The organism is Legionella moravica DSM 19234 (genome assembly GCF_000423305.1).
Lineage (GTDB): Bacteria > Pseudomonadota > Gammaproteobacteria > Legionellales > Legionellaceae > Legionella > Legionella moravica.
In genome coordinates, this window is the sequence record NZ_AUHS01000008.1 from 56,638 (window position 1) to 69,767 (window position 13,130).

Sequence of the window (13,130 nt, forward strand, 5' to 3'; positions counted from 1 at the left end):
TTAAATTTGGAAAGAACAGGAAGGTTCGGATGAGGCTTCTTGAACTGTCTCACAATCATTTGTAAATTCGTTGAGGATACCGAGTTCCATGATCCGCACAAGGTTTGCTGCTGATTCTCGTTTTTGGGGATCTATCTTGAGCATGGAGATAACTACAGACCATAAGCCAAATAAAATCCTTCCTTCCTGGCTATCCGGTAATTGTCGTAACAACTGTTCAATTTCCGAATCAATTTCTTTCTGAGTCAGTACTATCATATCAAAATGGTAACGACCGATTTCATTTGCAGTATTAAGTCGATTATGCAAAAAAGAAAAAGGCGGATAAAAGTTATTGGATGTATAACAGGGATTGGTGATTGCTCTGGTCAGAATCATGGCAAAAACCATTCCCATATTCCATAAATCCATAGCTTGGCCGTATTCAGCGTTAAATTGCAAAATATCTTCTTTGTTGCAAGAGGGAGAATTCAGGAGATGTTTAAATTTACTGCATTCAGGTGCGCTCCAGCCGTTAGTCCAGGTGAGCTTGTCCCATTCACCAAAGCGGTCAAAGTCAATAATCCTTGGCTGGTCGGAGTCAGGGTCAAACATGATATTTGATATTTTGATATCACCATGAAAAAAGGGCATGGTAACAAAGCCAGTGTTCGTGGTCGTGCCAGAACGTGCATGGATAGCGTTTAAACCGCGCAATAACGTCAACATGTATCTTGCTTTTTGATCAATGGTCAGATCCTTATTAGCATCCATTAACCTTTCAGCAAATGTTTGTGGATAATATTTTTCAACCATGGACAGAACAATACGACGCTCTGTTCTGATTGGCAGGTTAGACCAACCATTGAAGAAGTTCGTGATCCAGGTCACGCTCGCATAATCACATAGCTCACTAATGCCGTCTTTTCCTGATAAATGTAATAAGTCAGAATATAATTGGTTTGGAGAAGTGGTTTTTAGGACCATCCATTTCCCGGTTGTAATATTATAAACCTTGAATATCTCAAGAGATTGTTCTGAATTTTTATAAATCATATCCGCTGCGCTTGGGTAGACTATAATCTGTCCATTATGTAAAAATTTAACATTTAATCTGTTCACAACGGGCTCTTGCGAAATTGGGTCGATAATTTCATCATTAATATCTCCCAGGAAGTGCGTACAACACCCATTTTCCATCAGATTTTTGTGTTCAGAAAACAATGAACCAAAAATTATGTCATATCGGATTCTTATATACTGTTCGGTTGCAATTCGCCCTTCTTCAGTAATATTCAAGGCTTGCAAATCATCTGGCCAAATAAATTCGGTGTATTTCACTGGCTCGTTGAATAAGAGCGGCTCTTCAACTACAGAGCTTGTAACCTCATTGTTGCTTGCAACCAGCCATCCATCCATTGATTTTTTGGCTTTTTTTACCAGTGGAATTTTTGTCCTGGATGTGGGTGGTGAACAATATAAATAACTGTCAGTAGATGGTCTGATAACAATATCTTGCAAGCTCAGATTCTCCCTAAACATGCGCCCGTCAAAACCCAGTACCAACGGCTTTTGTATTATTTTTTCAAGAAAAGCATTGGCTTGTCCCATTAAAGTACGTTGTCGGAACGAGTATTTAGCAGTTCCACGGATATCAATGATTTGATTATTGAAATGCAGGTTGTATTCGCGATCTTGATAAAAAGAGGGAAACTTACTCTTTAAAAATTCTTTAAACTCGCTACCATACTCTCTGCGCCAGAATGACCCTGTCGGTGTTTTGGCAAGGCTAGTGGATAAAAAAGAGGATGGGGGATTTTCTTCTCGTTGCATGGAATCATCGAGTAAGGAAGAAATGAGCAGGCATTTCAGGCTGGCAAAGCGAATCAACAGTGAATCAATGTGTTCTGCTGGCAGTAGCGAATACTCCTCAATTACTTCGCGTAGCGGTTCTGATAGATCTGACAATTCGTCCATAGATCCAGGTTTACGAAACCAGCCGCTGGTTTGACCAAAGCTTTCAATGCCTAAAAACGGAAGAAAAGTTCCTGCCAATATGGAGCCTGAATTAGTACCGGATGAACGATAGAAAGGCATACCATCCACAACTAATATGGTGCGGGAGACAGAGTTAGCATTCTCGTTACTTACATACTTGGTATATAAAACATCCAGGTTTGGCATAGTCAATATCTCATGTAAAACTTAAGAATATTGTACATAAATTATACATAAAAGTAAATATATTAACTTTTTGCTTTGGAACTTACGCCCCCCTTCATTAAGTCAATAGATCATGCAAATAGAAGAAATTTTGTAACTACCCACGTCATCCCGAACGCAGTGAGGGATCTTCTGTCGGGTGGCACAATTTTAAAGAATCAAATGGGGCTAATGTGCCCAATGCAATTTGGTTAGATCTTTCAAGTGTTGCACTGGAAATCTGAATACCATATAAATCAGAAAATATCTGCTGAAACCTGTTTTCAGGAATAAAATGCTGGAACTGAGATCAAGTGGACTTAATTGCAGCGCGATAAGCCTGTAAATTCATCAGTAACTCTGCCTCTGCATTCGATAAATGGCAGCTGTTGACGATTTCTTCGCGGTCACCGCCCATTTCTAATATACGTAGGGCATGTTGATAACCGCCATCATTATCTCTAATGTTTTCCAAATTTTGCAATTGATTGTCCATACTGATTAATTGTTCATTAATCTCTTTTAATTGTTTGGAAAATAATAAATCAGCATTAATCAAAACGGGATGATCACGCACAATCTGTTCTGAAGTTTTTTCAAGTAGTCCTATTTGTTCCCTGAGAGTCACCAGTTGTTTTCGTTGGCTCAATAAATAATTTCCAAGAAACAGTAAAATCAAAAAATTCATGCTTAAGATTAGTGTTATCATTTCAATTCCTTTTTTCCTTTATCCTGAGGCTTCAAGGGTACAGCGACTGGATTAGCCCCAATACTGATGTTATGGGTTTGCCCCAATTCAGGATTTATCAACCTGTCTATTTTGCGATTGGCAGCAATGATTATATTAACTCTTCTATTCATACTTCTACCCAATTCAGTCAAATTATCACTAATCGGGTACTGATCTCCATATCCAGTGACCAGGATACGTCCTGTATCAATACCAAAACCATTGAGAATTCGCCCTACCGAAGCCGCTCTGAACGCTGAGAGCTCCCAATTGGATGGGTATTGTGGGGTTTGTATCGGTACATTATCCGTATACCCTTCAATCACAACGGGATACGAATAAGTCTTAATCTTTTCTGCTAACTGCATCAGTTTAATTATTGCTTCTGGTTTTAAATCTGCTTCACCAGAGTCAAATAATGAACCTGCTTTAATCTGAAGTTCAATCCATCCATCCTGTCGGTTAATTTTATAATTACCGTCTTCCAAATCAGATAACGACTTGTTTAAATCATCAAGTCCATCATTATACACCCCGGGTGTTTTCTTTTCTTCGGGACCATCTTTTATTGTGTCAGTGGATTGGGTCGCCTTATTTTTATCCTTTTTATCAAATGCGGACTTCATCCCTTCTGACAACGATTTGTATTTTGAAACATTGACCGAAGAGATGGCATACATCACCACAAAAAAAGCAAACAGTAAGGTAATAAAATCAGCGTAAGAAACCACCCATCGGTGATTATCCACATGCTCTTCTGTTTTATTTCGTCTTGATTTCATTATGTTTGTGCCGCCCAAAATTGTTTAGTTTCAGCTCTAACATATTAGGACTTTCACCACTGGCAATTGCTACTAACCCTTCCAAAATCATCTCGTCAAAATGAACCTTATGGGAAATGCAGCTTTTCAACTTATTCGCCATTGGTAGAAAAATAAGATTCGCAAGCCCTACTCCATAAATTGTAGCAACGAAAGCAACAGCAATACCCATACCTAATTGGCTGGGATCTGCCAGATTTCTCATGACCTGGATCAAACCGATAACTGCCCCCAGAATTCCAATGGTTGGGCTGTAGCCTCCCATACTTTCAAATACATGAGCTGCACGTAAATCCTGATGTTCATTTCGCTCAATTTCAGTTTCCAAAACCTGTCTTATTGTATGTTTATCGACACCAATTACCAACAACTCCAAACCTTTACTAATCAATGGGTTGGTTTCAACATCAAGATGATCTTCCAAAGACAACAATCCGAGTTGGCGTGCTTTCCTTGCCATATCAATCAACATGGTTCTGCACGCGTCAAAGTCTAATTTGGGAGGGAAGAATATCCAGGGCAACACCTTAAATGCTCTTTTAAAGGTCATCATTGGAGTCTGCACCATAACAGCACCCAATGTTCCACCCAGGACAATCAATAAAGCGGAAAAATTAAGTAATGAATGAATATCACCGCCTTCATGAATTTGGCCAATGATAATCGCCAGAAAGCCTGTAAGTAAGCCAATTAAAGTTAATGCATCCATTGTTCTTCTTTATTCCGTTATCCGCGATTTAATGCGCAGAGTTGCCTGACTTAGAATTTGTGAAACTCGAGATTCACTGACCTCTAAAACCTCTCCAATTTCTTTCAAATTCAGATCTTGTTCATAATACAATGACAGTACCATCCGCTCTTTCTGTGGGAGTCCATCGATTACCTGAGCCAGCCGGCTCATTAAATCTTTCTGCATCACATGAACATGCGGTTCAGTAGACTCACCTGCGCCCTCACTATGCAACATGTCATCAGTGACACCTAAATCCTCAAATCCGTATAGGTGACTGCTTGCAGAATCCTGAAGCATCTCATGGTATTCATTGAGGGGTAAACCCAATTCTTTTGCAATCTCTGCATCCTTAGCCTCACGTCCAAACCGATGCTCAAGATTACGTACTGCTTCGGATATCATTCTCGCATTACGATATACCGAACGAGGCACCCAGTCATTCCGCCGTACTTCATCGAGCATATGCCCTCTGATTCGAATTCCGGCGTAGGTTTCAAATGAAGCGCCTTTGGTTGAATCATAATGTATTGCAGCTTCAAGCAAGCCAAGCATCCCAGCCTGGATTAAATCATCCAATTGCACACTGTGCGGTAAGCGTCCCAGCAAATGATGCGCAATTCGCTTTACCAATATCGCATGACTTTTCACCAGTGTTTCCTGGGTTTGCTGATTTATTTTGCTGTATGCAGCTAAAGCATCCACGACACTCTCCTTACAATAACAGCACAAGGTAATTGATACTATGAAAATCTATAACAAACCACTAACACTAATCTAAGTATAGTGAATATTTTAAAAATCACCTGCTACCAATCGTTCTAAAAAGAAACTGGTGTTTCCCCCTAACGCGGGCTTGGCAGGCCAATTGCTTATAGTGTCTGCTAACTCTCTTAAAGCTTCAGAAGCTTCAGAATCAGGATACGCAGTGAGCACCGGCTTTTGCATTTTGACAGCCTTGTGTATGTGCTCATCAAAAGGTATCGCTCCTAAATAGTCTAGATGAACATCCAGGAATTGCTCGGAAACTCTGAATAATTTATTAAATAATTCACGGCCGTCCTTCATATTTCGTACCATATTGGCCAAAATATGAAAATGCGTCCACTCATATCGTTTACTCATCACTTTTATTAAAGCATAGGCATCAGTTAAAGACGTTGGTTCATCGCAAACGACAACAATCAATTCTTGAGATGACCGCGTGAAACTTAAGACTGTATCAGAAATTCCTGCAGCGGTATCGATGATCATATAATCCAGATCATCCGTTAATTCATTAAATGAATCGATTATTCCAGCATGCTCCGCATAGGTTAGTTGGGTCATAAATTCAGTTCCTGAAGCGGAAGGAATGACACTGATACCATTAGGTCCCTGCAGAATAATATCACTGAGATGACAGATACCCTGAATAACATGCGATAGATTAAATTTGGTATGCAAACCCAGCATAATGTCTACATTAGCCAAGCCAAGATCCGCATCAAACAACATCACGTTTTTGTTCATCTGAGCCAAAGCCACAGCTAAATTAACAGAAACATTACTTTTTCCAACGCCACCTTTTCCTGCACTAACAGCAATGACAGTGATAGGCTTGGTTCGAGATAAATTTCTCAAACCAGAAGCTTGATCCTTTATGTTTTTGCTATGCTTCGACATAATACTCTCTCCCAACACGCGACTGCTCCTCTCTACTATTAGTATCGCTCTGGAACAACTGAATTTCCTGCTGAGCAAATAACTCAACAAGTTGATGACGTGTAGCCATTTTGATGTCTTCCGGAACGCGCTGACCATGGGTTAAATAGCTAACGCCTAACCTGGACTCGATGACGGCACTTAAGGCACCGCCAACTGCAAGAGATTCATCTAACTTTGTTAAAATGCACTGATCAACTTTATTCGCTTGATAACGTTTTATGGCATCAATGAGTACCTGATAATGACTGGTGGCAGGCAGAACCAAAACTTTAGAGATGGATTGAAGATAGGTACTTAAGACATGCATCTGTCTCGCAACGCGCTCATCTGCAGGATTCATTCCAGCAGTATCAATCAAAATCAGTTTTTTATCGCTTAATTGACGCAGTACCCTGGCTAATGATACTTCATCCTGGGCAACGCATACTTTAACACCAAGAATTTTTCCATAAAGTACCAATTGCTCCTGAGCAGCAATACGATAAGTATCCATGGTAACAAGGCCCAGTTTATCCGCGCCAAATCGCAAACTGAACCGTGCCGCAATTTTGGCAAGGGTAGTTGTTTTACCGACGCCTGTTGGTCCAACAAATGCATAAACACCGCCTTCTTCAATTCTGTTGTTATCACGTATGGGTATTTGCTCCGTGATGTAAGCCAGTAGAGATTGCCAGGCACGTTGTTCATTAAGGTCAGACCGTACCGATCTGGCCCACTGAGCAGCAGTTGTATGACTGACTCCCAGATACAACAGCTTCTGGAGCAATACGGTATGAAGAGGCTCCCCTCCTCCAACATTGCCTCTCAATTGGGCTTCCAGCATGCCCCTCAACGTCTGAATTTCCTGTTTCATATCATCAAGTGGCGTATGAACTGCATATCGATCAATTTGACTCGGAGGTTCAGCGGTGGCAACTGCAGCGGAAGGGGTTAATATCGATTCATCGTAATCCATGGCTGCAACAACCTCTACGCCACCATCGACATGATGACTCGACAAAATAACCGCATCAGGACCAAATGTTGCCTTGATTTGTTGCATTGCACTTCGCGTATCCGCTGCGACAAAGCGTTTTAATTTCATAAAGCCTCCTGCTTCTGAAACCTACTTTTAATGTCTACTTCTAACCTACTGTTCCTATAATTCTTATTTGTTTGTTATCAGGAATTTCCTGATAGGATAAAACATGAAAATCATTGGATATGTTACGCACAAATCGTGCCAACACGCTCCTTATCCCTGGCTGCACCACTAATACTGAACTTTCTTGTTTCGCTTGCTGCTGTAAGGCAAATTGAGACAAAGATTGTTGTATTCTGTCGGCCATACCAGGCTCAAAACTAACTCCGGCAGTTCCACTGTTTTGTATTGTATTCTGCAATAATTGTTCCAACTCTGGTTTTAAGGTAATAATTGGCAACTCTTCATTTAACCCACTGATTTTCTGAGTAATTAATCGGGACAATGCGATTCGCACCTGGCTGATTAAAAATTCAGCATCTTTTGATTTTGGCGCATTTTCCGCCAAAGTTTCGACTATAGTTCGAATGTCGGTTAAAGGTATATGCTCCAATAGCAGCCCTTGTAGCACTTTGCTGACCATTCCTAAAGAAAGGCCGTCGGGTACTAACTCTTTAACCAGTTTAGGTGAGCTGACTGCCAATTTATCCAGCAACTGCTGGGTTTCTTCATATCCCAGCAATTGTTGACTGTTTTGATCCAGTATATGACTCAAATGTGTCGCTACTACAGTAGAAGCATCAACCACGGTATAACCCAGGGTATGAGCATGTTCTTTTTGACTTTCATTTATCCATACTGCTTCCATGCCAAAGGCAGGATCCCGTCCCTGTATTCCTTCAAGTTGACCAAAAACCTGACCAGGGTTGATGGCCATCCACCGATCGGGGTGAATGGTGGCCTCGCCCATCACCACACCGGCCAGGCTAATGCGGTAATGATTCGGTTTCAAATCAAGATTATCGCGAATATGAACAGAAGGAATTAAGAAACCCAATTCTTGTGAAATTTTCTTTCGGACCCCTTTTATTCGAGAAAGCAATAGACCTCCTTGCGCACTATCGACAAGAGGAATTAATCGATACCCCACTTCAAGACTGATCACATCCACAGGATTTACATCATCCCATGATAACTCATTCGCATTACCATCTTTAACCTGACTCAGATCAGCCTGACCTTCCTCCTGCACTTTATTTTGCTCTTTAGCCTTATTTATAAACAAATAGGCAATGCCCCCTAATCCAGCAGCTAAAATAAGAAAGGCAAGATGAGGCATTCCAGGAATAATTCCTATCAAACCAATAACTGAAGCGGCAATGATAAGCGATCGTGGATTAGAAAAAATTTGAGAAAGGACGGCTTGCCCCATATTTTGGGCACTTGATACTCGTGTCACAATGATAGCCGCAGCAGTAGATAATACCAGAGAAGGGACCTGCGCAACCAAACCATCACCAATAGTCAATAAAATATAATTATGTAAGGCATCAGTTAAACTCATACCATGCTGAACGATACCAATGATTAAACCACCTACAATATTGATGACCAGAATGAGTATCCCTGCTACCGCATCGCCGCGCACGAACTTGCTGGCACCATCCATGGAGCCATAAAAATCGGCCTCCTGTGCAACATCGGTTCTCCTTTTGATGGCTTGTTCCTGATTGATTAATCCCGCATTAAGATCCGCATCAATTGCCATCTGTTTTCCGGGCAAGGAATCCAAAGTAAATCGTGCGCTGACTTCGGACACTCTTCCCGCTCCTTTGGTGACAACGACAAAATTAATGACCACCAATATAATAAAAACGACCAGACCAACCGTATAATTTCCTCCTATAACCACCTCTCCAAACGATTCAATCACCTGACCTGCAGCATCAGTTCCGTTATGCCCATGCAGCAATACTACCCTTGTTGAAGCCACATTGAGCGCCAAACGCAATAGAGTTGCGAGCAAGATTACCGTAGGAAAAACCGCAAAATCGAGGGGACGTTCGCTGTAGATCACCGCTAACAGAACAACGAGCGACAATGCGATATTAAATGTAAAAAATACATCCAAAATAAATGGAGGCAAGGGTAACATCATCATACTGAGCATAATGATGAGCATTAAAGGTGTACCCAGACCTTGCCGCATCCAGTAATGCAGGTAATTAAGGGCTTTATTCATTACATATCCTCCTCTGCTTCACGCACCAACTCAGGTGGGATTGGAACATTTTGCAAGATTTCTGGTTTATAATCATAATGCTGCCTGTCTTTTAACTGAAACACATAAGCTAAAACCTGTGCTACAGCAACATATAATCCACGTGGTATTTCTGCATTTAATTTGGTGGAAAAGTAAATGGCTCTCGCTAAAGATGGAACTGCAATTATAGGAACCCGATGAGTCTTTGCCACGCTGCTGATCTGAAAAGCAATCAAGTCCTTTCCTTTAGCAACAACAACAGGCGCTTTATTTCCCTTTTTTTTATAGGATATTGCTACAGCATAATGTGTCGGGTTCGTTAAAATCACATCCGCCTTTGGAACCTCACTCATCATTCTGCGTCGGGCAATTTCCTGTTGCGCCCTTCGGATTGCGCTTTTGACTTCGGGCTTACCCTCGGTTTCCTTATATTCATCCCGTAATTCTTGCTTGGTCATTTTCATGGCTTTACTGTGCTCGTACAATTGAAAAGGCACATCTAAAGCAGCAATTAAAATTAAACTTGCCGAGATCAGCACAAACGACTTGATTATAATGTATGCACCAGTTCCAATCGCCGTTTCAATGGATGCATTACCTAAGGCTAATAATGCAGGAATCTGGGTTTTTAATACCAATATGGCAACGGACGCCACTAAAATGAACTTGAAAAAAGACTTAAGCATCTCGACAAAACCTTTAAGAGAAACCATTCGCTTAAGGCCTTTTAATCCATTCAATCGGGAAAATTTAGGCTGCAAGGCCTGGACACTAAAAACCCATCCTCCCATAAGCAAGGGAGCCCCTAAAGACAATAGAAATATAACAATTAAAATGGGAACTAATGACCAAAGTCCGGACTTTCCCAATAAATAGAGCCGTTCCAATGCAATTGCCGGAGTAAACAGGATTTGAACATCAAACTCAAAGGCGCGGCGCATCATCTCCATGAGTTGATTCGACAATTGTTTTCCAAAAATAAGAAAACCGACCCCAGTAAACAAGAGTATTACTGTGGCATTAAAGTCCTTCGATCGGGCTACTTGCCCTTTCTCCCTCGATTCCTTGAGCCGTTTGGCCGAGGGCTCTTCTGTTTTTTCCTGTGCCTGTTCTTCTTCAGCCATCAGTGTAGCATCCCTGTTATAAAGCGCATTCCGTGGTTAATACTCTCAATCATCTGGTTTCCAACAGCAGATAAGCCAATTTGAATCACCACAAACCCCATTACCAATGTTATGGGAAATCCTAACGAAAAAATATTGAGCTGTGGCGCAACTCGCGTCATGATCCCAAATGACAAACTGACTACCAATAATGATAAAATAGCGGGTATCGAAATAAGCAATGCTTCTTTAAACATCCAGCCAGAAAATAAAATAACATTCCAGACTAACGCTTTGTCCTGGGAAATATGCCCTATTGGCATCATTCTAAAACTTTCTATTAGTGTATCAAGTAATGCCAAATGCCCATTGAGCGCTAAAAATATCAGGGTCACCATCATCATATAAAACTGACTGATTAAGGGGACGCTTGCTTTACTCGCAGGATCGACCATGATTGCAAATCCTAATCCTGCCTGCATCGAAATAATTTGCCCGCCCAGCACAAACACCTGAAAAACGAGTTGAAGGACAAATCCCATGAGCAGACCAAAGAATATTTCCTGGATGATGTACACCAAATAGAGGCCGTTAAAATTAATAAAGGAGAGCTGTTCTGGAACAAAAGAAGCACAAGTCCAACATAGGGTACCCAGTAGCACTAACTTTATTCTCGGAGGCAATAATGCTGAAGAAAACACGGGAACGATAAGCATCAATCCACCAATACGCCCCATCGGCCAAATGACCTGGCTAAACTCGCGAATCATTGATAGATAGTCCAGACTCATCTCTAATCCCTTAATGCCTATAATGTAATCGTCTGTGTCACACGAGTACCCCTGATGCGAACAACGAACAGTCCTATCCAATTAAAAATGGAATATTGGTAAACAAAGTATCCGTATAATTTACTAAAGTTTTTAATAACCAGGGGCCTGCAAACACCAAAACAAGGAACGTAACAAATAATTTAGGAATGAAACTCAAACTGGTTTCATTAATTTGGGTTGCTGCCTGGAACATGGCCACAACCAGCCCCACAACCAGACCAGGCACTATCAGTACAGTTAACAATAACAAAATAACATAAATGCTTTCACTCATAAGAGTAACAACTGATTCTGGTGTCATACCCTCTCCTATGTCATGGCAAAACTTGAGGCCAGAGAACCCAATACCAAAGTCCAACCATCCACCATCACAAACAGCATGATCTTAAACGGTAATGAAATGATTAAGGGAGACAGCATCATCATACCCATTGCCATTAATAAACTCGACACAACCAAATCAATAATCAAAAAGGGTAAAAACAAGATAAAACCAATTTGAAACGCGGTTTTCAGTTCACTGGTAATAAATGCTGGAATAACAACGCTCATCGGGATTTCATCCAGATTTGCCGGATTGGTATTTGCAAATTTTTCAAATAATGACAGATCGTTTTTTCTTGTTTGATTGAGCATGAATGCTCGAAGAGGTTTTTGGGCGTGAGCCAAGGCCTCGGGAAATTGAATTTTTTCTGCCATATAAGGTTGTATTGCTTGTTCATTAATTGTATTAAATACTGGCGACATAACGAAGTAGGTCATAAATAAAGCGATTCCAATCAATATTTGATTGGTTGGAGTTTGCGCCATACCTATAGCTTGTCTCAAAATAGACAGGACAATAATGATTCGTGTAAAAGCTGTCATTGCCATCAAGAGTCCAGGCAAGACGCTTAATACCGTCATAAAGATAAGTATTTGCAGATTCACGCTGTAGGATTGTGCACCATTCGCCCCTGAATTTACCGTTACTGCAGGCAAAGAAAGAGGATCCGCATAAACACACATCGGCACCAGACAAAAAAACAAAGTAATAAAGAGAGAAAATTGCTTTTTCATTTTGATTTTCCGACGGCTGATTTAAGAAGATCGGCAAATGTTGATTTATTGTCGGGATCAAATCCGGAAGGCAACTGCTCACCAAAATCATATAAAAGAGTAACAGAGCTGGAACCTACTCCCATTAATAAATACCGCACTCCGACTTTAAGTAACAGGACTCGTTCTTTGGGACCAAGAGTTAAACTGGCCAGTGTTTGAAAACCTTTTGATGAAGAGAAGTGCGCGCCTTGTAAACGTCTTACAATCCAGGAAAGCAGTAGAATCACTAACACTACAAGCAGTAATCCTGAAATCACTCGTGTCAGCTCACTTTGAGTAATCATATTTGACGTCTCTGTCGGAACAGCATAAGCCACTTGGCCACTCAGACAGAGTATCAGAACTATAAGAGAGTATGCTTTTTTTATCATTTGAGACGCTTAATCCGTTCTGCCTTGCTGACGATGTCGGTCAATCTAACCCCAAATTTTTCATTAACAACAACCACCTCACCATGAGCGACTAAAGTTCCATTAACTAATACATCCAGAGGATCACCTGCCAATCGATCCAGGGCAACAATCCCCCCCTGATTTAATTGAAGCAAATTACGAATAGTCATTTTGGTACGTCCTACCTCCACAGTCACGGATACTGGAATATCCAGTATTAACTCCATCTTATCATTATCCGCGTCCTGAAACTGAGTGGAATCTTGAGTTGCTTCATTTTGTGAGGTTACGTTTGCATCCGTCATTTA

14 protein-coding genes are annotated in these 13,130 nt (G+C 40.9%); all 14 read right to left on the minus strand.

Annotation, left to right across the window (positions count from 1 at the left end):
- The 14 genes from G543_RS0101720 to fliN all read right to left on the minus strand — a co-directional run bounded on the left by G543_RS0101720 (position 1) and on the right by fliN (position 13,127).
- Positions 1-2,163: a protein kinase domain-containing protein gene (locus G543_RS0101720; RefSeq protein ID WP_028382993.1), complete on the minus strand. Its 2,163-nt coding sequence runs from the start codon at positions 2,161-2,163 to the stop codon at positions 1-3.
- Between the two features lie 328 nt (positions 2,164-2,491).
- Positions 2,492-2,890, minus strand: coding sequence for a DUF2802 domain-containing protein (locus tag G543_RS0101725; RefSeq protein ID WP_028382994.1), 399 nt, complete (start codon positions 2,888-2,890; stop codon positions 2,492-2,494).
- Positions 2,887-3,693, minus strand: a complete 807-nt coding sequence (locus tag G543_RS0101730) for a flagellar motor protein MotB (RefSeq protein WP_051190548.1) — start codon at positions 3,691-3,693, stop codon at positions 2,887-2,889. Before G543_RS0101730 ends, G543_RS0101725 begins: the two co-directional genes overlap by 4 nt.
- Positions 3,674-4,441: a flagellar motor protein gene (locus G543_RS0101735; RefSeq protein ID WP_028382996.1), complete on the minus strand. Its 768-nt coding sequence runs from the start codon at positions 4,439-4,441 to the stop codon at positions 3,674-3,676. Before G543_RS0101735 ends, G543_RS0101730 begins: the two co-directional genes overlap by 20 nt.
- Positions 4,442-4,450: 9 nt before the next feature.
- The gene (locus tag G543_RS0101740; protein ID WP_028382997.1) at positions 4,451-5,167 is read right to left on the minus strand and encodes an RNA polymerase sigma factor FliA; all 717 of its coding nucleotides are present in this window, start codon (positions 5,165-5,167) and stop codon (positions 4,451-4,453) included.
- Between the two features lie 90 nt (positions 5,168-5,257).
- Positions 5,258-6,127, minus strand: coding sequence for a MinD/ParA family protein (locus G543_RS0101745; protein ID WP_028382998.1), 870 nt, complete (start codon positions 6,125-6,127; stop codon positions 5,258-5,260).
- Positions 6,114-7,253: a flagellar biosynthesis GTPase FlhF gene (flhF, locus tag G543_RS0101750; protein ID WP_028382999.1), complete on the minus strand. Its 1,140-nt coding sequence runs from the start codon at positions 7,251-7,253 to the stop codon at positions 6,114-6,116. Before flhF ends, G543_RS0101745 begins: the two co-directional genes overlap by 14 nt.
- 40 nt (positions 7,254-7,293) lie before the next feature.
- A complete protein-coding gene (flhA, locus tag G543_RS0101755) occupies positions 7,294-9,372 on the minus strand; it encodes a flagellar biosynthesis protein FlhA (RefSeq protein ID WP_028383000.1) in 2,079 nt (692 codons plus the stop codon).
- A complete protein-coding gene (gene flhB, locus G543_RS0101760) occupies positions 9,372-10,517 on the minus strand; it encodes a flagellar biosynthesis protein FlhB (protein ID WP_028383001.1) in 1,146 nt (381 codons plus the stop codon). The genes flhA and flhB overlap by 1 nt, the downstream gene beginning before the upstream one ends.
- Positions 10,517-11,287 carry a flagellar biosynthetic protein FliR gene (gene fliR, locus G543_RS0101765; protein WP_028383002.1) on the minus strand — a complete coding sequence of 257 codons (771 nt, stop codon included), beginning with the start codon at positions 11,285-11,287 and terminating at the stop codon, positions 10,517-10,519. Before fliR ends, flhB begins: the two co-directional genes overlap by 1 nt.
- A gap of 73 nt (positions 11,288-11,360) precedes the next feature.
- Positions 11,361-11,630 (minus strand): flagellar biosynthesis protein FliQ, encoded by a 270-nt coding sequence (gene fliQ, locus G543_RS0101770; RefSeq protein WP_028383003.1) that lies wholly within the window; start codon positions 11,628-11,630, stop codon positions 11,361-11,363.
- Positions 11,631-11,638: 8 nt separating this feature from the next.
- Positions 11,639-12,337 carry a flagellar type III secretion system pore protein FliP gene (gene fliP / locus G543_RS0101775; RefSeq protein ID WP_420795229.1) on the minus strand — a complete coding sequence of 233 codons (699 nt, stop codon included), beginning with the start codon at positions 12,335-12,337 and terminating at the stop codon, positions 11,639-11,641.
- Between the two features lie 47 nt (positions 12,338-12,384).
- Complete coding sequence (gene fliO / locus G543_RS16850; RefSeq protein WP_028383005.1) at positions 12,385-12,801, minus strand: flagellar biosynthetic protein FliO; 417 nt, start codon at positions 12,799-12,801, stop codon at positions 12,385-12,387.
- Positions 12,798-13,127 (minus strand): flagellar motor switch protein FliN, encoded by a 330-nt coding sequence (gene fliN / locus G543_RS16855; protein ID WP_081675589.1) that lies wholly within the window; start codon positions 13,125-13,127, stop codon positions 12,798-12,800. The genes fliO and fliN overlap by 4 nt, the downstream gene beginning before the upstream one ends.
- Positions 13,128-13,130: the final 3 nt, after the last annotated feature.

What these genes read in the sequence shown, in the direction of transcription:
- fliO (WP_028383005.1), bottom strand. Translation starts at nt 12,801, where the DNA reads ATGATAAAAAAAGCATACTCTCTTATAGTTCTGATACTCTGTCTGAGT.
- fliP (WP_420795229.1), bottom strand. Translation starts at nt 12,337, where the DNA reads ATGTGTGTTTATGCGGATCCTCTTTCTTTGCCTGCAGTAACGGTAAAT.
- flhB (WP_028383001.1), bottom strand. Translation starts at nt 10,517, where the DNA reads ATGGCTGAAGAAGAACAGGCACAGGAAAAAACAGAAGAGCCCTCGGCC.
- G543_RS0101725 (WP_028382994.1), bottom strand. Translation starts at nt 2,890, where the DNA reads ATGATAACACTAATCTTAAGCATGAATTTTTTGATTTTACTGTTTCTT.
- G543_RS0101745 (WP_028382998.1), bottom strand. Translation starts at nt 6,127, where the DNA reads ATGTCGAAGCATAGCAAAAACATAAAGGATCAAGCTTCTGGTTTGAGA.
- fliN (WP_081675589.1), bottom strand. Translation starts at nt 13,127, where the DNA reads ATGACGGATGCAAACGTAACCTCACAAAATGAAGCAACTCAAGATTCC.
- flhF (WP_028382999.1), bottom strand. Translation starts at nt 7,253, where the DNA reads ATGAAATTAAAACGCTTTGTCGCAGCGGATACGCGAAGTGCAATGCAA.
- fliR (WP_028383002.1), bottom strand. Translation starts at nt 11,287, where the DNA reads ATGAGTCTGGACTATCTATCAATGATTCGCGAGTTTAGCCAGGTCATT.
- flhA (WP_028383000.1), bottom strand. Translation starts at nt 9,372, where the DNA reads ATGAATAAAGCCCTTAATTACCTGCATTACTGGATGCGGCAAGGTCTG.
- fliQ (WP_028383003.1), bottom strand. Translation starts at nt 11,630, where the DNA reads ATGACACCAGAATCAGTTGTTACTCTTATGAGTGAAAGCATTTATGTT.
- G543_RS0101720 (WP_028382993.1), bottom strand. Translation starts at nt 2,163, where the DNA reads ATGCCAAACCTGGATGTTTTATATACCAAGTATGTAAGTAACGAGAAT.
- G543_RS0101730 (WP_051190548.1), bottom strand. Translation starts at nt 3,693, where the DNA reads ATGAAATCAAGACGAAATAAAACAGAAGAGCATGTGGATAATCACCGA.
- G543_RS0101735 (WP_028382996.1), bottom strand. Translation starts at nt 4,441, where the DNA reads ATGGATGCATTAACTTTAATTGGCTTACTTACAGGCTTTCTGGCGATT.